The sequence below is a fragment of the Enterococcus sp. DIV1758 genome, assembly GCF_051711985.1.
In the GTDB taxonomy this organism is placed as follows: Bacteria; Bacillota; Bacilli; order Lactobacillales; family Enterococcaceae; genus Enterococcus; species Enterococcus faecalis.
In genome coordinates, this window is record NZ_JBIOOA010000001.1 from 2,453,322 (window position 1) to 2,475,475 (window position 22,154).

The 22,154-nt window shown below is 38.8% G+C and carries 17 protein-coding genes and 1 pseudogene; 7 read left to right on the plus strand and 11 right to left on the minus strand.

What is annotated here, in order from left to right; genetic code table 11:
* Nucleotides 1-70 precede the first annotated feature (70 nt).
* The gene (locus IGJ52_RS11960) at nt 71-331 is read left to right on the plus strand and encodes a metal-sensitive transcriptional regulator (RefSeq protein ID WP_002355063.1); all 261 of its coding nucleotides are present in this window, start codon (nt 71-73) and stop codon (nt 329-331) included.
* 45 nt (nt 332-376) lie between these two features.
* Here the strand turns inward: IGJ52_RS11960 and IGJ52_RS11965 are convergent, their stop codons facing one another.
* Both IGJ52_RS11965 and IGJ52_RS11970 read right to left on the minus strand, forming a co-directional pair.
* The gene (locus IGJ52_RS11965) at nt 377-1,636 is read right to left on the minus strand and encodes an MFS transporter (protein WP_002368361.1); all 1,260 of its coding nucleotides are present in this window, start codon (nt 1,634-1,636) and stop codon (nt 377-379) included.
* Between the two features lie 97 nt (nt 1,637-1,733).
* The gene (locus IGJ52_RS11970; protein ID WP_002355061.1) at nt 1,734-2,942 is read right to left on the minus strand and encodes a pyridoxal-phosphate-dependent aminotransferase family protein; all 1,209 of its coding nucleotides are present in this window, start codon (nt 2,940-2,942) and stop codon (nt 1,734-1,736) included.
* Between the two features lie 171 nt (nt 2,943-3,113).
* On the opposite strand from IGJ52_RS11970, the gene IGJ52_RS11975 reads away from it, so the two are divergent.
* Entirely contained in the window at nt 3,114-4,739 is a 1,626-nt protein-coding gene (locus tag IGJ52_RS11975; protein WP_016614291.1) for a PucR family transcriptional regulator, read from the plus strand.
* Nucleotides 4,740-4,856: 117 nt separating this feature from the next.
* Here IGJ52_RS11975 and allE read toward each other — a convergent pair whose 3' ends face one another.
* From allE to sylA, 6 genes are all read right to left on the minus strand, one after another.
* Nucleotides 4,857-5,642 carry a (S)-ureidoglycine aminohydrolase gene (gene allE / locus IGJ52_RS11980; RefSeq protein WP_194177529.1) on the minus strand — a complete coding sequence of 262 codons (786 nt, stop codon included), beginning with the start codon at nt 5,640-5,642 and terminating at the stop codon, nt 4,857-4,859.
* Between the two features lie 21 nt (nt 5,643-5,663).
* Entirely contained in the window at nt 5,664-6,887 is a 1,224-nt protein-coding gene (allC, locus tag IGJ52_RS11985; protein WP_002383320.1) for an allantoate deiminase, read from the minus strand.
* A gap of 181 nt (nt 6,888-7,068) precedes the next feature.
* Nucleotides 7,069-8,433 (minus strand): allantoinase AllB, encoded by a 1,365-nt coding sequence (gene allB, locus IGJ52_RS11990; protein ID WP_002367359.1) that lies wholly within the window; start codon nt 8,431-8,433, stop codon nt 7,069-7,071.
* Entirely contained in the window at nt 8,434-9,930 is a 1,497-nt protein-coding gene (gene allW, locus IGJ52_RS11995) for an allantoin permease (RefSeq protein WP_438792131.1), read from the minus strand. It abuts the gene before it with no gap.
* A 593-nt stretch (nt 9,931-10,523) separates the two neighbouring features.
* A complete protein-coding gene (locus IGJ52_RS12000; protein WP_002399070.1) occupies nt 10,524-11,036 on the minus strand; it encodes a GNAT family N-acetyltransferase in 513 nt (170 codons plus the stop codon).
* Between the two features lie 18 nt (nt 11,037-11,054).
* Entirely contained in the window at nt 11,055-11,507 is a 453-nt protein-coding gene (gene sylA / locus IGJ52_RS12005; protein ID WP_002383314.1) for a transcriptional regulator SylA, read from the minus strand.
* A gap of 192 nt (nt 11,508-11,699) precedes the next feature.
* Between sylA and IGJ52_RS12010 the strand changes: the two genes are divergently transcribed.
* Nucleotides 11,700-12,392: a hypothetical protein gene (locus IGJ52_RS12010; protein ID WP_438792132.1), complete on the plus strand. Its 693-nt coding sequence runs from the start codon at nt 11,700-11,702 to the stop codon at nt 12,390-12,392.
* 165 nt (nt 12,393-12,557) lie between these two features.
* Here IGJ52_RS12010 and IGJ52_RS12015 read toward each other — a convergent pair whose 3' ends face one another.
* The 3 genes and pseudogenes from IGJ52_RS12015 to IGJ52_RS12025 form a co-directional block, all read right to left on the minus strand.
* A complete protein-coding gene (locus IGJ52_RS12015; protein WP_002396652.1) occupies nt 12,558-14,219 on the minus strand; it encodes a SulP family inorganic anion transporter in 1,662 nt (553 codons plus the stop codon).
* Between the two features lie 119 nt (nt 14,220-14,338).
* Nucleotides 14,339-15,010, minus strand: coding sequence for a glucose-6-phosphate 1-dehydrogenase family protein (locus IGJ52_RS12020; RefSeq protein ID WP_438792133.1), 672 nt, complete (start codon nt 15,008-15,010; stop codon nt 14,339-14,341).
* A gap of 222 nt (nt 15,011-15,232) precedes the next feature.
* Nucleotides 15,233-16,891 (minus strand): annotated as a pseudogene (locus IGJ52_RS12025) (PucR family transcriptional regulator).
* Nucleotides 16,892-17,018: 127 nt separating this feature from the next.
* On the opposite strand from IGJ52_RS12025, the gene IGJ52_RS12030 reads away from it, so the two are divergent.
* The 4 genes from IGJ52_RS12030 to IGJ52_RS12045 are packed head-to-tail and all read left to right on the plus strand — an operon-like array spanning nt 17,019 to nt 22,058.
* Entirely contained in the window at nt 17,019-17,885 is an 867-nt protein-coding gene (locus IGJ52_RS12030; protein WP_279259422.1) for a DUF2877 domain-containing protein, read from the plus strand.
* Complete coding sequence (gene fdrA / locus IGJ52_RS12035) at nt 17,863-19,422, plus strand: acyl-CoA synthetase FdrA (RefSeq protein WP_002419569.1); 1,560 nt, start codon at nt 17,863-17,865, stop codon at nt 19,420-19,422. The genes IGJ52_RS12030 and fdrA overlap by 23 nt, the downstream gene beginning before the upstream one ends.
* Nucleotides 19,409-20,833 (plus strand): oxamate carbamoyltransferase subunit AllG family protein, encoded by a 1,425-nt coding sequence (locus IGJ52_RS12040; protein ID WP_438792134.1) that lies wholly within the window; start codon nt 19,409-19,411, stop codon nt 20,831-20,833. The genes fdrA and IGJ52_RS12040 overlap by 14 nt, the downstream gene beginning before the upstream one ends.
* A 43-nt stretch (nt 20,834-20,876) precedes the next feature.
* Nucleotides 20,877-22,058, plus strand: coding sequence for a hypothetical protein (locus tag IGJ52_RS12045; RefSeq protein WP_002383300.1), 1,182 nt, complete (start codon nt 20,877-20,879; stop codon nt 22,056-22,058).
* The last annotated feature ends 96 nt before the right edge of the window (nt 22,059-22,154 follow it).

Genomic DNA, 22,154 nt, shown 5'->3' on the forward strand with positions numbered 1-22,154 from the left:
AAAGATAGTTGACAAAAATACCTCGTGTAGGTATATTTTAAACCAATCACTACTCTTAAGGAGGGGCAAAATGACTGAAGAAAAAAAGAAAGTGCTGAATCGTTTACGCCGCACAGAAGGTCAAATTCGCGGGATTCAAAAAATGATTGATGAAGAAAAAGAATGTATCGATGTTATCACTCAGTTGAGTGCGGTCCGTTCTAGTATTGATCGCGTAATGGGGATGATAGTTGCGGAGAATTTAAAGCATTGCTTTGAAAATCCTGAAAAAGATCCTAAAGAACAAGAAGAGCGATTAGCACAAGCGATTAATATGATTGTCAAAAAGTAAAACAACGCAAACTTATTCAGCGAAAGATAAGTTTGCGTTGTTTTTTTATTTATTAGACGAATCTGCCCCGCGTTTTTTTAAATTGACAAGCATAAAAAGAATCGTGCCAATTAGTAAAATCACGACGGCGATATAAAAGCCCATGACTTTCGAACCAGTTGTGTCAGAAATTTTCCCAGTTAAAGCTGGGGCGATCACAGATGACATCATGCCGAAAAAGTTAAACACACCCAAAGTAGTACCAATTCCAATTTTTGGTGCATTTTCACCTAGCCAAGAAATAATAATCGGTTCTACAGCTAATTTCCCTAAGAACCCATACATAATTAAAGCAATTAATAACAACGTTGCATTACTTACTTGTACAGTTAACAAAAGCATGGCTGTTGCTAAAAATTCTAAAACAACGATGAATTGAACTTTTTTATGCATGTACTTATCCGCCAACCGACTAAAAAATAACGCTCCTGGAATAGAGGCAAATGCGACCAGCGAAGAGGACAATCCAATTGCCGCTCCTTGGAAACCACGTTCGGTACTTAAAAAATTAGGTAACCAAGTCACAATCATATAATATGCATAACAAGTGCCAAAATATAAAATATACGCAAATAGCATATGTGGCGCAAACAGTTTTTTAAAGGGCACTTTTTCTTTTACCGCTCCGTTATCTTTTTCATCAACAACGGTTGGCTGAATCAAGGCCATGTCTTCTTTATGATTGCGAATAATCACTTGAAAAGCCACTAACATACAAATAATCATAAAGGCGGAAATGTACATCATCACTTGCCAAGGCAATCCTTTTTGGGCAACTAAATAACTAGATAAAATCATCCCTAAACCTGAACCAACGGCTGAACCACTGTTGACAATAGCTGTTGCAAAACTTTTTTTGGCTTGAGGAATGTTTTGCGACGTCAACGAGTAAGCCGAGCCATAGAAAGAACCACATCCTAAGCCTGCCAATAAGCTACCTAAGTAAATTGTTCCAATCGTTTGGGCTTGGGCAATCAGTAATGCTGCCAGCGCAAACAAGATAAAGCCTGGAATTAATACACGTTTTTTCCCAATTTTGTCTACCAAGAAGCCTGCAGGAATCTGCATGACTACGTAACCGAGAAAATAAAAGCTAGAAATGGACCCTAGGGCCGTATCTGAAGCGTTACCATTTAAAGACGCACGAATTTGCGGATAAACAGGAGAAAGCGCGGAACGATAAATCCAGATTGTTACCCAGCCCATACATAGTAAAATAACGATTTTTTTCCAATAAGCCAACGAACTTTTTGTCTTGTCTGTCATTTTCTTTTCCTCCACCAATCATTTTTTTGGTTAACGTTTCATAAGGAACAAAAGCACTACGCTTTTTTACGTAGTGACCTTTGTCCTACCTTCTTTTTTAGTTTAAATACTCAGCCAATGCATGAGTACTACCGCTACCGCCTTCAAATTGATAACCTTGGTGTTTCAATACAGTCTCAAAGGCACTCAAGAAATGCAACACATTGTCTTCGCGACTGCTGTACCCCATATTACCGACCCGCCAAATTTTTCCTTTTAAATCACCGAAAGAAGAGGCAATTTCAACTTTAAAATGATCCAGTAATAAGCTCCGCACCTTTTCACCATCAATTCCTTCTGGAATGACCACAGGAATGACTGTTGGTGTTTTTGTGTCTAACTTCCCGAAAATTTCTAAGCCCATTTTTTGCAGACTTTCAACTAAAATACGATCGTTTTTCCGATGACGTGCGTAGACATTTTCCATGCCTTCTTGAAGTAACAAGCGCAGCCCTTCATGTAGCCCATAAATCATTGTAGTCGCTTCTGTATGGTGATTTAAGCGCTCTGGTCCCCAATATTTTTCTAATTGCGATAAATCCAAGTAGTTACTTTGAATGAACCGTTCATTCCGCGCATCCGCGCCAAGCCCTAACTCTTTTTGGTAACGGCCCGCCAGATAATCGGCTACACGTTGGTTGTAGGTAATCAAAGAAAGGCCTGAAGGTACGCTGACACATTTTTGAGTGCCTGCTACCGCAATATCAATCTTCCAATCATCGACCTTTGTTTCGACACCGCCGTAAGTCGCCACCATATCTACTACGAAGAAAATTTCATTTTCCCGACAAAAGGCGCCAATTTGATCCAGTGGTTGCATTTGTGCATTCGCCGTTTCGCCGTGGACCATCGCAACAATTTTTGGTTGATGTTCTTTAATCGCTTCAATCACCGTTGTTTGTTCAAACGGTGCGAGCCAGTCCTTTTCTAAATAAATGACTTCGGCCCGGGCGCGTTCGCAAATTTCACCTAATAAATAAGCAAACCGGCCATACGCAGGCACAAGCACTTTGTCGCCTGGCTCAATCAATGCAAATAACCCCGCTTCCAAGCCTGAACGTGACGTGCCATCAATGGCAAAGGCTTGTTGATTCTTTGTGGCAAAAGGTACTTTAATCATTTCCCGAACTTCATCCATAATTTGTAGAAATTCTGGATCGAATTGCCCTAAAATTGGTTGACCCATTTGACGAAGTACCGATGGATGGGCTTCGACTGGTCCCGGCGTCATGATTGTTCGCCGTACAAAATTTGGTTGTTGATACATAGTAATCCCTCACTTCATTTTTAATTCTTCTCTTTTATTATCTTTGGAAAAACTCAGAAATTCATTGTTCAATTTGCACTATTTTGACTTTGTTTTTTAGACATATTCAATAACTATCTTTTGTACTCCTTTTTATTCTTCGCTATACTATAAAAAAAGGAGGTTGTTGTGATGAAAATATTAGCTGAGGTCTTGGCTTTACCAAGATTTTCTGACTTACAATTATTATCGTCTCACTCAAACTTAACACAGCCCTTGGAAAGTGTAGAAATCACGGAAACACCTGATGTGGCTGATTTTATCCCTAAAAATGTCATGATTTTAACAACGGCAATGATTTATAAAGATGATCAAGAAAAATTGAAACCTTTTATTGACTCGCTAAAACAAGCAGAGTGTACGGCTTTAGGAATCAAAGTTGGGCGGTTCCTTGACGAAATTTCACCAGAAATTGTTGCCTATGCCAGTGCCGTTGATTTGCCCCTGATTAAAATTCCTAGCACACAGCCACTAGGCGGGTTGTTGCATGAAATTGTAGGCTATCTTCGTGATAGCAAAACCGAACAGATGTCTGCGGCATTTGACATCCAAAAGCGTTTTTCAACATTATTAATGCAAGATGTTGATGCTACGCGTTTCATCGCTGAATTTGCGAAAATTTTAAATGCGCCAATTATTTTATTAAGTCCTTGGCAACAGGTGATTGCCCACTCGAATTATTTTTATGGCAATCAAAAATCGGCGGAGTTTTTCATCGAACAATTATCAAAAGACCACTTTCAACAATTGGCACAAGAAAAGAAAATCTTTCGTTTACAGGATGAGCGACAAGAAAACATTCAAGTAGCTGGCTTTCCAATTCGTGTGAACGATTATTTTCCCTATTATTTATTGGTCTTATCTCCTGAACAGATTCCTTATCCTATTTCTGAATTTGCCATTGATCAGGCCATTTTAGTTTTGACTTTTATGTTATTTAAAAACCAGAAAATTGCTGAATCTTTTGAACATCTCAAAACAGACTTTTTGGACCGCTTGCTTGATACACATCAAGAAGCGCTGAGTAAACATCAAAATTGGTTGGAACTTTGGAAAAATTATCGTTTAATCAACAGTGATTATTATCAATTAGCGATTGTCTACGGCGTGACTAAACCAGAAAATGAAACCCATATTCGTTATCAGCAAGCGGAAGGGCAACTAATTTTCCAATGGCTCAAAGAACAATTGCCGGAAATCCTGCCAGATGTCGCCTTGTTTAAATTAAAAAATCAAAATAAAAGTATCTTGATTTTTCAATCTAAGAAAAATGACCATTTGATGATTTTGCAAAACCTCGCTGAACGTTTGCAACAGGCTTTGCCTATTACCATTCGCTTTGCTTTAGGCAACGCTTATGAAAACCTAGAAGATTTGCCTAATTCTTATATTGAAGCTTCCTCGACATTAGAGGCTTCTTTACACGCTCAAAAACCAGCAACTGTGCAATTGTTCCATCCCAAAGGCCTAGCTGGACTTTTTGAAAAGATTGGTACTGAAGATGTTGAATACTTTTGCCAGCAACAATTGAAAGAGTTGGCCTATCCGACGGAACCGACGTTACAAGAATTACGAAAAACCTTGAAAGTTTTTTTAGATTTCAATTGCGAAATTACTAAAACGGCCAACGCTCTTTACCTTCACAGAAACACCATTAAATATCGCATGAATCAATGTGAAAAATTATTAGGTACCTCTATTCAAGAGCCTGAGACGAGTTTACTCTTACGGGTAGCGCTGGAACTTTCAGAAAAATAATTAACAGGAAAATAGCCGAATAAAAGTAACGTCTACCAAGAAAAAGGACTCTACCGTTCACCACTGCGTGTTCAAATCCTATTGTTCCGAGGTCATTACTTTACATTCGGCTTTTCGTTATAATTCTGGTTCACGATTGGCATCTTTGGAATAAACGTACATTAACGGTTCTTCACGGCCAACCGCATAGGCTGCTTGTGGCACATAGGCACTCATGAAAATATAGTCCCCTTTTTCCACTGGATACCATTCATTGTCCAAATTGTACATCCCTTGGCCACTAATTAAATACGCACCATGCTCTTGGACATGCGTTTCAATGTAGGCATGACTAGCGCCTGGTTCAAAAGATAAGATATGCATATTCATATCAAAGTCAAACTCTTTCGGCAATAAACTCCAAAGTAAAACGTCTGTCATTCCTTCATATTCTTCGGGTTGTTGGTCATGAATTGACCCAACCACTTTATAAGGTTGATGGCCCGCCAACGGCTGATAGCGTTTTTTATATAAGAAAACTTCTGTGTCCGCTTCCTGTGCATTCGCTAAATACATTTTCATTTCAGGCGTAAAGTAGGCATAGCCCCCGGCTTCAAGCTCATGGGTTTCTTGACCATCTGAAACGCGCAAACGACCGTCAATGACATAAACCAACGTTTGGATCCCATCGCCACCAAAACCAGATGTTTGTTGACCATTTTTATGAAACGTAGCAATGTAATCCACAAATGTCGCACCTAATTTAGGCGATCCCAAAATGGAAATATCGACATTTTCAAAACCAGGTACTGCATTTTGCACCAAACCATCATGGGGAATAATGGCGTAATTGTCTTTTTTTATCACAGCTCTTGATGTTAACAATTCTTTTTGGTAACCAACTCGATTATTTTTATAACCCATCACAATTCTTCCTTTTCTATCTTATTTATACGCTAATTCATATAAGGTATCTGCTAAAAGCTTGACGCCTTCAACCAAATCTGGAAATGCCGTTGCTTCTGCTGGATTATGACTAATCCCACCAATACTTGGCACAAATATCATCGCCGTCGGGTAATGGGGCGCAATAATTTGCGAATCATGCCCAGCGCCACTATGCATCATACGATACTGATACTTGCCTTCTTTGGCTTTTTGTTCAATAACTTCTACAATTGCTTGATTCATCGGTACAGGGGCTTCATCCATCCAGCGGTCAATTGCAATCGTTAAGCCTAATTCTTGAGCAATTGTCTTCATCCGTTCTTCTAATTCACCGGTAAAATGTCGTAAAAAAGCAGCGTCGGTATGACGGCAGTCAATTGTAAATTCCACTTCTCCAGGCACCACGTTGACTGTATTGGGTTTCGGAATGACTTTACCGAATGTTAAAACTAACGGATCACCAATTTCATTCGCACGATCAATGGCTTCTGCACAAATTTTAGCAAAACCGTACACCGCATCATGACGGTAACTCATTGGCGTAGTGCCTGCATGATTGGCTTGCCCTTTTAAGTTAACCGTGTAGCGACGTTGCCCTACAATACTATGAACAACACCGACTTGGAGTTTTTCATTCTCTAAAATATTGCCTTGTTCAATATGAATTTCGACAAATGCTTCAATGTCCTCACGTCTAGTTTGCTCCTGCCGAAAATCAAAGCCTTGGCGATGCATCTCATCAACAAACTTTTTACCTTCGTTGTCAGAGATATCGACTACTTCTTCACGTTTGGCTTCACCAACGACATTTTTGCTTCCCCAGAAAACCGTTGGAAAACGACTCCCTTCTTCTTCAGCCATGGAAAGCACTTCTAGAGAACGCCGTGGTTTCCCATATTTGTCTAATAAATATTGAACAGCCGTCATGGAAGCAATAACACCATATTGACCATCTAAGGTCCCACCATTAACCACGGTGTCGATATGTGACCCAGTTAAAATCGTTTCCTGAGGAAATTCCGTTCCTGCCACTCGACAAAACAGATTCCCGACTTCGTCAAATTGCGTTTCCAGTCCAAACGCCTCAGTTTGGCTTTGCACATACTTTTGTGCTGCCAACCACGAATCTGTATAAAGTAAGCGTGTCATCCCTCCTGCAGGATCACTCCCAATTGCTGACAACTCTTCGATTCTTTGTTTTAAAACTTTTTCCAAGTCCATCACAAAACCTCCTGACTGATTACACTCTGATTGTAAACGTTTCCCTAGTCATCTTCATTGTACTTATCAAACAAAATTAAGTGTATTTTTGTGCGAAATAACCAATGTATAACCCGTAACTCGTGGACAGAGGCGCTAATTCAATCACGCTTCTGTCCCTTTTCATTTCTAAAATAGGTGTTTAATTTTTGATAAATACGCCGTTAAACGCCTCGGTTACCCCAGTTTCTTGTGCGTAAATTGTTTCGCCTCTTAAAATTGTTTGAATCACTTGGGCCCCAATTTCACGACCAATGTAAGGACTAATTTTATTTCGATATTCTAAATCTTCTGCTTTTAAGATATACGGCGCATTAGGTTTAATTAGTACAAAATCGGCATCCTTACCAATGCTGATGCGGCCCTTTTGTGCTAAGTGATAACGGTCAGCTGGGTTTGCTGCAATCATATCCGCGAATTGTTTCAAGGATAAACCACGTTTTTGGACGGCTTCATCGAATAACACGTCGACGTTATTTTGAACACCAGAAATGCCGCCCCAAGCTTCAAAAGCATTGGTTGTATCTTTTAAGTCTGGCGTACAAGGAGAATGGTCAGAGGTTACAAACGCGATGCCGCCTGTTTGCACGTGGTTCCATAAGGCGGCTTGTTGGTCCGCGTCACGAATCGGCGGCGAACATTTGACGACTGGACCAATGGCATCAAGTTCATCCGTGGTAAAATATAAATAATGCGTACATGTTTCACAAGTCACATCTACCCCTTCTGCTTGGGCTTTTAAAACTTCTTCCACACCTTCTTGACAAGCCACATGACAAATATGAATCCGACAACCTGTTTCTTTGGCAAATAAAATGGCTTTTTGAATCGCTTCAACTTCGGTAAACACAGGACGTGTAGCTACATATGCCGCTAAAGTCGTTTCGCCATTTTGATAAGCTAACGCGCCTAATTTATCCGTAATTGGCGCATTTTCTGCATGGATTGCTAGCACTTTGCCAGTCTTGGCAACTTGTTTCATTCCTTCATATAGTGAATAATCGTCGACATTTTGAAAATCTCCTTCAATTGAACGATCGCCGCACGTTCCTAAAAAGCATTTATAGCCGGAAACGCCTCCTTCATCAAGTTCCTGAATCCCACCAGCCAAGTTGGTCGGGACCACGCCCCCAAATGACCCTACATCTACTTTTAGTTTATTTTCTCCTGCCTTGTATTTGATCTCAAGAGAGGTCTTATCCACAGTTGCTGGAATCTGATTTAAAGGCATTTCCATAAAGGTCGTCACGCCCCCTTTGGCACAAGCGGCCGTTCCTGTGACATACCCTTCCCATTCATCGCGGTAACCACCACCAGGATCGGTAATATGAACATGAGCATCCACCATCCCTGGACTAACGACTAAACCCGTCGCATCAATCACACGTTCTCCTGACAAGTCTTGCCCAATCGCTACGATTTTTCCTCCTTGAACGGCGACATCCGTAATGACTTCTCCAGTTTCTAAAATAACTAACCCGTTTTTAATCACTAACTCTGCTTGCATTTATTTTCCCTCCTGATAAGCTGTTTCTTTCACTTTTTTTGAATCCCAAGTCCATTTTTTTAACACTAAGTACAGCACAAAACCTGTAGCAAAGCCCACAAACCACGAAATATCAGCAATGATTTTAACCTGTGGAATAAATTGACCACTTAAGGAAAGAACCAACGCCAGAATAGTAGCAACATACGCCGGCTTGTTTAATCCGTAAAAAGGATTGGCTTCCTCTTTTTTGTGTTTATCTACGTATAAATCATTTAAATCAATTTGTTGCTTTTGAACAAAATAATAATTCGCAATCATCACACCAGCGACTGGTCCTAAAACAGCCCCAATTGCGTTCAGAAAAATAAAAATACTATCGGCGTTTTCCATCAGTTTCCAAGGCATAATGAGAAAGCTGATAACACTGGCAATAATGACGCCTTTTTTATACGTCATTTTTTTAGGAAATAGCGCCGCCAATTGATAACCTGCCGGAATGATGTTCCCCGTTGCATTCGTTGAAATAGTCGTTAATAAGAAAACCGACATGGCTAAGACCACCACTGCCACATTATCTAAACGATCAATAATGTTTAAAATATTCCATTCTTGAATCCCAAAATACAGCGAACCACCTAACAGAATAACCACACTGGAAAAAGCGAAAATCCCATAACCAACAACTAAACCTGCTGTTTGCCCCACAACCTGAGCACGTGTCGAGCGCGCATTCTTAGTAAAATCCGCCACACTCGCACCAGGCGCTGACCAAACGGCCACAACCGAGTTAAAAATAATCAGATACGCCACAAGTGGATTGACTGAACGAATCGCACCAGAAACTTGATAGGACAAAATTGGTGTTAAACCGCCCCCAGCTCGAATGGCCCAAATCGTTAATCCAATAATAACGACATAAATCAATGGACTTAAAATGGCGGTAAACCGGTTCAAAATTTTGCTACCACCGAAACCTATTGCCACATTTAAGAGCCAGAAAAGAGTAAACGCCATTAATTCAGGTAGCCTGAGACCAAAAAACTGGAATGACCCACCAATTTGTAAAAAGTTCGGCCAAAATTTCCCGAGAATAATTAATAAAGCGAGCGATCCTGTAAATGTTTGCAGACCAAACCAAGCAATCGCGGCCACACAACCTCTTAAGAACCCTGGCAGTTTTGCTCCGAGACTGCCGTAAGTAGACTGTAAGTGCATCGCAAAAGGAATCCCATATTTAGAGCCAGCCACGCCATTCAAATTCATGAAGGCTGCTACAATGAATGAGCTTAACACAACTGCCAACATAACTTGCAGCGGCGATAAACCTAAGAAAATAAAGCCGCCCACTGCTGCATAATTCGGGATATTATGAATCGAACCCATCCATAATGTAAAAAAATTGCGCGCGCCCATTGTCCGTTGTTTCGGGCTACTTGGCAACAAATCCTCATTGTAGCCACGTGCTTTCAGCGCTGTTTCTTCTTGAGCTGTTACTTGAGACACATTTTTCTCCACGACAAACTCTCCTTTTTATTAAAAATTTTTTCTATTAAAACACCCTGCCTTCTCTTTTTTGTCACTTTTGCACAAACATGCGTACTACTCTCATCACACGAATTGTAAGCGCTTTTTATAACAAGAATCATTAGTTACCCCAACTAAATAACAAACGATTCTTTGTTCACTTTGAACGAAAAAATAGCAACCTTTTTTATATCGCCCTCTCACTCTAGAAAATAAGAAACAAATCTTTTTATTCACATATTATGTACAACTTCTCTTTTCAAATGCTAAAATACGCTTATTATTAAAAATTACATAAATAAATTATACATTTAAATGAAATACAACACAATATTTTTTAATCAAACACACACAAATTAGATAAAATGAAGTGGATTTTCAGGAAGAGAACCATCCTGAAAAAAGACACTGACAAAAGAGTTTTCTCACAAGATTGACAACTTTTCACAGATTTAAAATCTTCTTTTTCAATTTTTACGTTTTAAAAAATAACATTTTGAAAATAAAAAATTGCTTAATTTTAATCAAAAAAATAAACAAAGATTTCTGATTTTATCAGAAATCTTTGTTTCTAAATTTTCTTGCTATAATTCCTTTAACAAAATAAAATCCGTCTGTTCATCGTCTCCCATAAAAAATGAATGTTGACTATAATAGCGGTAGCCAATCGTTTTATAAAATGCCCGCGCCGCATCATTGTGTTCCCAGACACCTAACCACAGTGCGTTTTTACCAAATTCACGAGCTTTCTCTTCCGCCAGTTCTAACAATTGTGTCCCCAGCTTCTTTCCTTTAAACGCAGGTAAAATATACAATCGCTCAACCTCGAGCTTTTCTGGCCCCATCGGTTCCGTTTGTGCCGTCTCACGATTTAATTTCATGTAGCCAGCTAATTGATTATCGACAAAGATAAAATAAAAGTCAGAGTGGGGATTAGCCAATTCCTTTTGTAATTTTTCTAAATTGTAAGCTTCTACTAAATAGGCTTGCATATTTTCTGGGGTATTATATGGTCCGAAAGTATCTGTATAAGTTTCAATGCTGATTTCTTGTAACGCTGGTGCATCTTCTATTGTTAATTGTTTTATTTCTCCCATCAATCAGTCGTCCTTTCCTTAATAATTTCGAGTGTTCCCTTTTTTGACAAATTCCCAATCTTCGCTGACATTTTTACGCATCCGGACTAAGTACTCTGCCAATTGTGAAATTTCCACTTCTGACAAGCCTTGCAAAGCAACTTGATTCGAGTGTTGATTTTCGCGCACAATGATTGGATAAACGTTTTTCCCTTTTTCTGTGGCATAAATCCGCTTAATTTTTTTGTTGCTTGCATCTTCTTGACGATAAATAAAGCCTTGTTCTTCCAAACGCTTAATCGCCCGCGCCGCTGTGGTTCGATCAACTTTAATCAGTTCGGCGATCTTTTCTTGGATAATCCCAGGATTTTCACAGACCCTGACCAAATAAAGATATTGTCCTCGTGTTAAAGATAATTCCTTAAATTCAATATTACTGATTGAATCTAAGGCCCGCGCAATCATACCAATTTCTCTTAAAATATCTGTCACTAGGACACTTCCTTTCGCTAATATTTTATGATTGTCATTACTTTAACTTATTTTTGTTGCAAATGCAACAAAAATAAGTATAAAAACTACAGATTTAAACAATTTGAGCATTCGTGAAAATAAAATAATTATTCCTTTTGTTATATTAACAAGTAAGATAAAATTAGTTATAGCGTCTATAGGAGGAATAGTATGAAAAAATTAGTTTGTGTTATTTTAGTTATTTTTTTAACAGGTTGTAGTTCTCAGAAAGCGAATGAGCCTAAAAAACAAGAAAATTCTACCAATCATACAACATCAATGAAAAGCAGTACTAATCATTACAGTTCTAGCATAGAAACAAGCTCTAATAATAAACTAAAAGAAACTTCAGAAAGTGCCAGTACCACTCAGGATTCGGCAAAGTCTAAAAATGAAGTATCTACAAATGTCGAAGAAGCAAATTCTTTAGAAGCAACACCTTATGCTGTCGATCTTAGTAGTTTAAACAACCCACTCGTATTTAATTTTAAAGGAATGAATGTGCCAACTTCAATTACGTTAGAAAACTTAAATTCAACACCAACTGCTACCTTCCAAACTAAATTGTTTGGGGCTGAAAATGGTCAAGTGAAAGAAGCCATTAATAAATATGAGCTATCTATAAATACAATTCCTACAAAAGAGATTAGAATATTTTCAGCGGACGATAACAGTATTCGAACCGTTAAAGTAAATACAGAATTAATTTTAGGAACTAATATTTCTTCAAACGATGAACAAAATAGATCGGGTACTTTATACTTATTCAACAATAAAAATGGTTCGATATCTTTAATCACTCCTAACTACGCAGGCAATGTTACGGATGATCCAAAAGACGTTATGCTAGAAGTACTTCAATAAATAACCTAAAAAAAATAATAAAGAGAAAACTTCTAAGTATGAAGTTTTCTCTTTATTATTTTTTAGGAACTCATCTAGAAACTCGTTTTAGTCCCCACTTATTTTTCTTATTTCTTCACACATTAAGCACGCAATAGAAAATAGAACATTTCATTTGAAAATGACTTATTGTTCTGCAACATGCACCGTTTGTAAAAATTCTGCGACTGAGAAATGGTATTCCTTCTCTTGATTTCCTTGAATGGTTCGAATCATTTTTTCAACTTCTGGTTGCAGAGCGGCAAATTGAACTTGTTGTCCACGACCTTCTGCTGCAAGACAAAATTCTTCTAAAATATCTAACGCCGTACTATCAATGCTAGGAACTCCTCGCATTGAAAATACTACACCACTTTTTGTTTCCAATTGTAGTAACGTTTGTTTCAATCGTTCAGAAGACATGAAAAATAACGGGCCACTCAAATAAACCACCACCCAATTTTCCGTACAATCGGTCGGTACTAGCCCCATTCTTGACCAATCAACTTCCTCGACATTAATCGTAATCACGGCACTTTTCGCAATGAAAAACAGACAACCCGCTAAGACCCCTAAAACAATCGCTAAACTCAAGTCAAAAATAACGGTCGCTACCATCGTTAAGAAGAATAAACACAAGGCTGTGTGGAAACGTTTCTGGAAGAATTCTTTAATCACCGACCATTCATTCATTCGCCACGCTGTCACCACTAAAACACCAGCTAACGCAGGCATGGGAATTTTAGACATGACTGGCGATAAAAGCAACATCGATAACAATAAAAAGACCGCATGAAAAATACCCGCTAAACGTGTTTGCGCACCAGATTTAATCACTACGCTCGTGCGGGCAATCGCTGCTGTCGCAGGAACGCCACCGAAAAATGGCAAAATTAAGTTGCCAATTCCTTGTGCCACTAGTTCCTGATTACTGTCTAATGGTTTCCCTGTCATGCGACCAGCCGAAGCGCCACAAAGCAAACTTTCAATCATACCTAACATAGCAATGCTAATCGAAGGCACCAAAATATCCTGAAACGCACTTAATTGAAGCGAACCAAGTTCCAAACGTGTATCACTAAAAATACTTGTCGGAATTTTCCCTACAGTGGCCACTGGCAGTTGAAAAACCACTGTTGCTAACGTAGCTAAAATAATCATCACCAATGAAGCTGGTATCATCGCATTCCACTTTTTCGGAAAGAACACTAATCCAAGTACCACTAAAATCGACATAACCGTCGTTGGTATACTTAAATCAAAGCCCAATGAACGATAACTGCTGATTTTCTCAATTAAATTGTGTCCTTCTGAACGAACCCCAAAGAAATTATCAAGCTGCCCCAACGCAATAATAATAGCAATTCCTGAAGTAAACCCGGTAATGACCGGTGACGGAATAAAAGAAGTCAAGCTCCCTAAACGCAAAATCCCTGCCAAAAGCAAGAAAATTCCCGCCAAAAAGGTGGCCAACAAAATCCCTTGCATGCCATGCACTGCCGCAATTGACATTAAAATAGCTGCCATCGCACCTGTTGGTCCTGAAATTTGATAAAACCCACCCGAAAGGCTCCCAATCACAATTCCAGCGATAATCGCCGTGATCATGCCAGCTGCTGCAGTGGCGCCGCTAGAGACCCCAAACGCTAACGCTAACGGCAACGCGACGGCTGCGACAGTCAAACCTGCCAAGAAATCTTTTTTCAATTTTTTTTGATTATACCCTTTAAATTCATCCCTTATCATTTGTGTGTACTTTTTAAACATTCGCATCCTCTTTTCATGAAATTTCCATTCTAAAGATATCATATTTTCGGAAAGATAATAAGGTGTTTTGTGAAGGAAATCGCAATTTTTTCGTCTTCTCTCCATTATTAATGAGTTAATTGTTGATAGCTGTAACTCAAAAAACTTCTCTGATCAATAAATCAATCAAAGAAGTTTTTTTCTTCATGTAATGCCACGTACAGAGGCGCTAATTCTTGAAGCGCCTGACAACTTTTTTCTTCAATCGTTTCAAGCTTTTCTGTCGCAAACCACAACTTACCAATCTGAAAAGAGTGATTGCCTATCCGCTCTTCTAGAATTTTCCGTTGTTTTTCATCTGCTAAATAATCTTTTAAAGGCAAATGGTCCACTAGTTCATGCTCTTCCTGCGGCCAAATATAGTAGCCTTCGCAGTCGATGGTTTGACTCCAAGCTTCAAAACGATTGAGCAATTGATTGTAAGCGACGACTGAGCCTGCCCGCTCCTCACTTTTGTAATGTTGAAACATCAAATATACTTGAAATTGCTTTTTATTTAATAACAACGCCAGACAAGCATTTTCCGCTTGGCGTTGCTCACTGCGATATGCAGCCCAGAAATGACTGCGTAAATTCCAGCCGTTGGTCCAGCTTTCAATTTTCGGCTTAGTGATGCCGAGTTCAGCTGGTAAACTTTGGGCGATGGCGAGGTTTAAGGCTTTCCACTTTTCCCAATGTTGCTTGTAGGTTTGCTTTAAGGCATCGATTTCTGCTGGTGTTTGTTGTTCTTTGAGTTGTTTGAATGTGAAGATTTCTCGGTTGAATAGATTGAAGTCTTGATGGGTTAGGTTCATTTTTGGGCTTCTTTCTAGGGTGTATTTTGTTAAAATTATTTATTATATCATGATGTAATTTTTGATGATATATAAAACAGATAGTGTATAGAGACGATTGGGAACAGTGTAAGTGTAATGAATTACCCCAATTTTTTATTGATTAAATTATCCTTCTTGTATAATCGTTTCTTTTAGCTATATATATTCCATTAAATTAAAAACCGCCACTTATATTGCTTCTTAAGTTCCCAAAAACAACGCCACTTCCAGCGCCAACAAGTCCACTTCTTTATCAAAATCCAACAGCACTAGCTGTTCAATTTTCTCCAATCGTTGTAACAAAGTATTACGATGAATAAAGAGCTTTTTGGCTGTTTGAGACAAGTTTCGTTTTGATTGAAAATAGACATTCAGTGTATGGACAAAGTCGGTATGTTGCTGTTGATCACTTTTCTGCAATGGTTGAAGATATTTTTTTCTGAGGGTTGCTTGTCCTTCTTCTAAAAAATAACGTTGTAGTGTCTGTCTAAAATGAAAATTCGCGTAGGAAGCAATCCTCATTTCAGGTTCTTCTGCAACGAATTGACGTTGAAAGGCTAAAATGTCAATCGCTTGTTGATAAGATTCATGAATCTGGGTCAGACCTTGAATCTTAGGTCCTATTGTTAGGAAAAGTTCCACATCTTCTTGTACTTTCATTAACTGATTTATGCTGCTTTTTGCTAGGCGTTGCATCATTTTCAGATAATCGCCTTCTTTTTCAGGTGGATCTTCAACTAATAAAATAAAGGAACTATCAATTTCAATACAAACAATTTTTTGTTTATCCCCTAAGATAACTTGGTTTAACTGGTTACCTAAAATAGACATTTTTTCTTGCCTTTGGCGTTCATTTAAGGTTAATGAAATTAGCAAAATCGCATAGGGCTTATCTATTGCCAAGCGATAATACTGTTGAAATTGTTGGAAAACAGCTTGATCCCTCTTTTCATACGCAATCAGCTTAAAAAATAATTCGTTTCGTTGTTGGTATTCTTCAAATTTCCGTGAGTATTCCAATTGCAATTGTAAAAGTAAGTAATGAGCTGTGATTTTAAAATGAGCCACGTCGACTGGTCGTAATGGGGCCAAGGTGTTCCAGACGAGTAAATAATATAAAATAACATTTTTCTTTTTAATTGGATAAATTTCAATTGGCACCACTTGGTTCTAGAGTTTCAACTGTAAATGAATCGGTTCTTGATAAAAGCGTAGTAATGGATGACTTTGTTCAAGTAATTGTTTTTGGAACTCTGAGGTTTCTTGTCTATCTTCTAAAATGCTAGAAATACGAATTGGATTTTTAGGCAAGTCAAAAAAATTAACTCCTTCAAAGTGGTCATTCAATAACAAGACAGGATTTTGAATAGTTTCTGCTAGATCCTGCAGCAAATGAAAACTGCTACTTCCCGTTTCTAAGATTTGATAAATTTTATTATGCAATGCGGTTTCTTGCGCATTCATGTCAAATTGTTCTAACGTGACACGACTTTTCAACACGTCAGCAATTTGCGAAAAGGTGTAATTGTAAGGAATTGCTAAAATAGGAACGTTCATTTCATCTGCTAATTTGATTAGGTCTGGTGGAACTTCTTCAAAATAACGTTGGGTTTTAAATCCCAAGGCAGCACAATGGTGTTTGGCTAGTTCTTTCAAAAAATTTTTCTGTAATTTCCGATCATCTTTAAATATGTACCCTGTCGTTAACAGCAGCTCACCTGCTGTTAGCCAATCTAAAATATCAGGATTTTCTAAAATATTGACTTTTAAAATCGGTTGGTCCTGATTTTTATGTCCTGCCACTAAGGTAATGCCAGGTAATTCTTCTAACGTTAATAAATCACTCACTTTTAACATCATTTATCCTCCCAATGTACAAATTGTCCATTCAAACTTGTAAATCAATGTCAGTTTTAGCAATTGTTTAGCGTGCTGGATTCTTTTATTATAAAGTCGTGAAAGCGCTATTAAAAAGGAGGTCGTTGGAATGACAAAAATTTTAGCTTATGACCAAACGATTTTATCGAAACTCCCTCATCAAACATTGACTAGTTTGCAATGTTTTACGCACGCTATTAATTATGGTCATGTAGACACCCAAGAAATTCTCTTGACCATTTCAACGCATCCCGAACATATAGCACCTAACACGATTATACTCGATGAAAAAAAACTTAGCCATTTCGCTGATTTACCTGTCCAAATTGAGCCCCTGTTTATCCGGTTAGGCCGACGACAATTAACCCTAGCCGATGCCCAAATTTGGCAACCAACGCCACTTTATTTAACACCCAGTAAAACAAAGATAGCTATTTTTTTAACGTATATTCAGCAAACTCGTTTCAATCCTTGGCAAGCGCTTTTTCCTGCTTCGTCGTCAACCTTTCTTTTTGATTCTTATAGTCGGACCCAGATTCAAAAAGAAATGGTTCATTTTCAACAGGCTTGGGCGCAAAAATCTATTAAAATAGCTCTTGATTGTTTAACGAAGATTTTGGGATTGGGGATTGGTTTAACCCCCACTGGCGATGATTTTATCACAGGATTACTTGCTAGTTTTTCTGCATTACAGCAGCTTCCCTCGAATTTCCAACAGCTGGCTGTGCTAGCCAAGGAACGAACGAATGCGGTCAGTTATGCGGAAATCCATGAAGCAGTGAACGAACGGTTTTCTCAGCTAGTTCAGCGTGTTTTTTTATCAATTGAAAGCGGAAATACAAACGAAATGGCTCAAGCAGTTTCAGCTTTAGAGGAGGTGGGCTCAACTTCAGGAAGCGACATACTTTGCGGCATTATTTTTGGTTTAAAACTATTTTGTGAGGAGAATAATCATGACAATTCAAACAGTAATTAAAGAGAACGCCTATTTTGATTCAGTTACTTTAATGACCATTTCAACACGAGCCAATGAACTGGCTGGAGTTAAAACCGCAATGATTGGGATGGGAACCGACATGAATCTTGAAGTGATTCGGAATGTTGGGTTATATACACCCGCCTTGGAGCATGTTACAACAGGTGATTTATTAATTGTTTTAGATCTTGATGACCAAGCGAACTCAGAAGAAATTTTACAGCAAGTCGACGAGTTATTTACGAAGAAAAAGAAAACTGCTTCTTCTGAAGTAACCTATAAGACGTTAGATTCAGCCCTTCATGAAGAGCCTGATGCCAACTTAGTTGTAATTTCTGTCAATGGAAAATTTGCTGCACGAGAAGCGCATAAAGCTTTAGATCAGCAAAAACATGTCATGCTCTTTAGTGATAACGTGACGGTTGACGAGGAATTAGCGTTAAAACAAAAAGCACACGAAAAAGAACTGTTTGTGATGGGCCCTGATTGTGGAACAGCGATTATTAATGGCGTTGGGTTATGTTTTGCTAACGAGGTACGTTCAGGAGATATTGGAATTGTCGGCGCTTCTGGTACAGGTAGCCAAGAAGTTAGTGTCCAAATCCATAAATATGGTTATGGGATTTCACAATTAATTGGTACTGGTGGCCGTGATTTGTCTGCTGAAATTGGTGGGCTGATGATGCTTGACGGGCTGGATGCTTTAATGGTTGACGAACAAACTAAGGCAATTTTGCTTATTTCTAAACCGCCTGCTCCAGAAGTAATAGAGAAAATTTTAAAAAAATTAGCTGTTTCAACTAAACCAGTTGTTATTTATTTTATCGGCAGTGAACAAACGGAACGAAAAATAGACAACGTCACTTTTGCTACTTCTTCTCTGGATGCAGTTCAAAAGGTGATTCAATTTAGTCAAACACAGGAAGCGGAAACCAGCCTCTATCAAAATCCGACAGGCGCAACGTTAACAACCATCCAACAGCAACAAGCCCCTTCTCAAAAATTTGTTCGTGGGTTGTTCTGTGGTGGCACTCTTTGTGATGAACTTTTATATGCTTTAACAGAAGTCTCTGATGATGTTTATAGTAATATTCATAAAATTCCTGAACGGCAATTAGCAAATCCTGACCACAGCCAAGCACATACATTGATTGATTTCGGTGATGATCGTTTCACAGAAGGCCGCCCACATCCAATGATCGATCCGACTTCTCGGATTACTCGCATTCTTCAAGAAGCCAAAGATCCTGAAGTGGCAGTTTTAGCGTTAGATTTTGAATTAGGTTATGGTTCTCACGAAAATCCTGTTGGCGTGTTAGCGGAGGCGTTAAAGGAAGCCAAAGCAATAGCGAAATCAGATGGTCGTGAGCTAGCCATTATTGGCTATGTTTTAGGGACCGAAGAAGATCCACAAGATATTCATGAACAGCGGAAAATTTTAGAAGATTTAGAGGTTCTCGTTGTCGACAGCAGTCATCAACTTTGCGAAGCCACCAAAACTTTTGTAAAAGGAGCGAACGAACATGAGCAGAAATGATCTTTTTAAACAGCCTTTAGATACGATCAATGTAGGCATTGACTTTATTCATGAAGATATGAAAAAACAAGGGATTCCTTCACATCAAGTAAATTGGGCACCGCCAGCCAATGGTGACCCAGAGCTATTGAAATTATTGGATCAATTAAAAAATCCAACACTTTATGAAAAAATCCAACAAGCCAACGAAGAAGCGGTTACCCGCATTATTCAATCAAAACCTATTTTAGTGGGATTTGATAAAGCAATTAATGTCATGCCCAATATGACTGAAACGACCATTTTACATGCTGGACCAGCCATTACTTATGAAAATATGTGCGGACCGATGAAAGGTGCCGTTCAAGGAGCGCTTGTTTTTGAAGGATTAGCAAAAGATCTAGCTGATGCCGATCGGGTTGCTCGTTCTGGCGCGATTACGTTTTCTCCTTGTCATGAACATGATGCTGTTGGTTCTATGGCTGGCGTGACTTCTCCGAATATGTACGTTCATATTATCAAAAATGAAACGTACGGCAACACAGCTTTTACTAATTTAAGTGAACAATTGGCGAAAGTTTTACGATTTGGTGCAAATGATCAATCCGTCGTGGATCGCCTGATTTGGATGCGCGATGTTTTAGGTCCATTACTTCATGATGCCATGACTTTTTGTCCAGAAGGCATTGATTTACGCTTAATGCTTTCGCAAGCCTTGCATATGGGCGATGAGTGCCATAATCGCAATGTAGCCGGAAGTACGTTGTTAGTCCAAGCATTAACACCTTACATGGTTCAAACTGATTTTTCTCGTGAACAATTAAAAGAAGTATTTGAATTTCTTGGCAGTTCTGACTATTTTTCTGGTCCGACTTGGATGGGCGCCGCTAAATGTGCGTTAGATGCTGGGCATAATGTGAAGAATAGTACAATTGTCACCACCATGTGTCGAAACGGGGTCGAATTTGGAATTCGTGTCAGTGGGATTGGTGGAAATCACTGGTTTACGGGGCCTGCCCAACGGGTGATTGGTCCGATGTTTGCTGGTTACACACAAGAAGATGCTGGTTTGGATATGGGCGATAGTGCTATTACAGAAACGTATGGTGTTGGCGGATTTGCCATGGCAGCTGCACCAGCAATTGTCCCATTAGTTGGCGGAACAGTGGCAGAAGCATTGAATTATTCAAAAGAAATGCTGGAAATTACTACGAAAGAAAATCCCAATGTCACGATTCCTGTTTTAGATTTTATGGGGATTCCTTCAGGCATCGATGTCTTAAAAGTCTTAGAAACAGGGATGCTGCCTGTCATTAATACTGCTATTGCTCATAAAGAACCGGGGATTGGTATGATTGGCGCTGGATTGACTAATCCGCCAGCAAATGTCTTTAACGAGGCACTAAAAGCTTTAGTATCTAAAATAAACTAATTTCAAAAACTTAGTAAAATGTCATTTTTTTTGGAGCGATCATATGAAAAATAAATCGATCAATTACGAAGCCGTTTTAGCTCTTGTTGTAAAAATTTTTTTGGGAATGTTCCTGTATTGGATCATGAATGGCTTTCGACATGTGTCTAACTTTTTTCCTTACAATGACGTAGTTACCAAAGTGAATCAGCAGGGATTTTACAAATTTATCTATTTTGTTATGAACTTCACGGAAGGAGAATTTTACGGTGGACTTTTTACAACGCTTTTCTTACTAATCGGCGGTCTGATTGCTTGGCAACTTTATCGAAAAAATTCAAAATGGCAGGGATTTGCAATTGCTGGTGGTTCTGGTGCTTGGCCTTGGGTACTTGCTTCTCAGCTACTTTCCCTCTTTTTAACTATTTATGTTTTTGATTTTACACGCTTTTTTACAAAAGAAGTGTTGTGGTTACCAACGTTTATTGTAGTGGTCGGCACGCCGCCAGCTTTAACACTCGTTTACGGTCCTGGCTGGAAAAAATTAGGAACGATTTCTCTGTTGAGTGCGCTTTTCACTTTTCCGTTTGCCAATTGGCTGAATGCGCAATTGATGCCTCTTTTAAATGTGCCTGGTACAGTTTCCAACGTTACCACAATGGCTTTTGTTGGCTGGATTGTTTCAGCCATCTGTCATCAACTTCCTTGGATGGTTCCTTCTGTTGCACCAATCGCTCAGAAGCGGCAAAAACAACCTAAAATTGAAAATACGCAAACCTTTCAATGGTCAATACGACGCACTTTTGCTGACTTCTCCGAAGCTTGGTTTTATGGAAATGAGTTAGTTGGAGGTTTGGTAATTCTAGGCGTTTTAACAGATTGGTTTGTCAATATTAATCATATTACAAATGGTTCTGGCTTGGTTCCTGACATTTTAATGGGACAAATGATTGCTTCGGCTGTTGGTGTTTTTCTTTATCGAAAACATTTCGCTGAAGAAGGTTGGTATCCAACGTTTATGCCACTGGTCAGCATTGTTCCTGGTGTGATTTTAATGATGGGTGGTGGTTTTTGGCTTTCCCTGACCATCGCCGTTTTAGCAGGAATCAGTGCGGCCCCTGTCGGTAACTATATTGCTAAACGATTACCTCCGTTTGTTCCTGATGCTGTCGGCTTTGTATCAGGAATGGCTGTTGTAACTATTTTATTGTCAGCCGTTTTGTATACATTTGATATTTTTGTATAGTGAATAAAAAGAAGCGAATCGTAATTCGCTTCTTTTTTTAATTGACCAATCCCCTTTTTATCCGTATTCTTAAGCAAAAGGAGGTTTTGCCATGTA

Bases quoted from the DNA above. Each gene is read 5' to 3' on its own strand.
- IGJ52_RS11960 (WP_002355063.1), top strand. From the start codon at position 71: ATGACTGAAGAAAAAAAGAAAGTGCTGAATCGTTTACGCCGCACAGAA.
- IGJ52_RS11965 (WP_002368361.1), bottom strand. From the start codon at position 1,636: ATGACAGACAAGACAAAAAGTTCGTTGGCTTATTGGAAAAAAATCGTT.
- IGJ52_RS11970 (WP_002355061.1), bottom strand. From the start codon at position 2,942: ATGTATCAACAACCAAATTTTGTACGGCGAACAATCATGACGCCGGGA.
- IGJ52_RS11975 (WP_016614291.1), top strand. From the start codon at position 3,114: ATGAAAATATTAGCTGAGGTCTTGGCTTTACCAAGATTTTCTGACTTA.
- allE (WP_194177529.1), bottom strand. From the start codon at position 5,642: ATGGGTTATAAAAATAATCGAGTTGGTTACCAAAAAGAATTGTTAACA.
- allC (WP_002383320.1), bottom strand. From the start codon at position 6,887: ATGGACTTGGAAAAAGTTTTAAAACAAAGAATCGAAGAGTTGTCAGCA.
- allB (WP_002367359.1), bottom strand. From the start codon at position 8,433: ATGCAAGCAGAGTTAGTGATTAAAAACGGGTTAGTTATTTTAGAAACT.
- IGJ52_RS12000 (WP_002399070.1), bottom strand. From the start codon at position 11,036: ATGGGAGAAATAAAACAATTAACAATAGAAGATGCACCAGCGTTACAA.
- IGJ52_RS12010 (WP_438792132.1), top strand. From the start codon at position 11,700: ATGAAAAAATTAGTTTGTGTTATTTTAGTTATTTTTTTAACAGGTTGT.
- IGJ52_RS12015 (WP_002396652.1), bottom strand. From the start codon at position 14,219: ATGATATCTTTAGAATGGAAATTTCATGAAAAGAGGATGCGAATGTTT.
- IGJ52_RS12020 (WP_438792133.1), bottom strand. From the start codon at position 15,010: ATGAACCTAACCCATCAAGACTTCAATCTATTCAACCGAGAAATCTTC.
- IGJ52_RS12030 (WP_279259422.1), top strand. From the start codon at position 17,019: ATGACAAAAATTTTAGCTTATGACCAAACGATTTTATCGAAACTCCCT.
- fdrA (WP_002419569.1), top strand. From the start codon at position 17,863: ATGACAATTCAAACAGTAATTAAAGAGAACGCCTATTTTGATTCAGTT.
- IGJ52_RS12040 (WP_438792134.1), top strand. From the start codon at position 19,409: ATGAGCAGAAATGATCTTTTTAAACAGCCTTTAGATACGATCAATGTA.
- IGJ52_RS12045 (WP_002383300.1), top strand. From the start codon at position 20,877: ATGAAAAATAAATCGATCAATTACGAAGCCGTTTTAGCTCTTGTTGTA.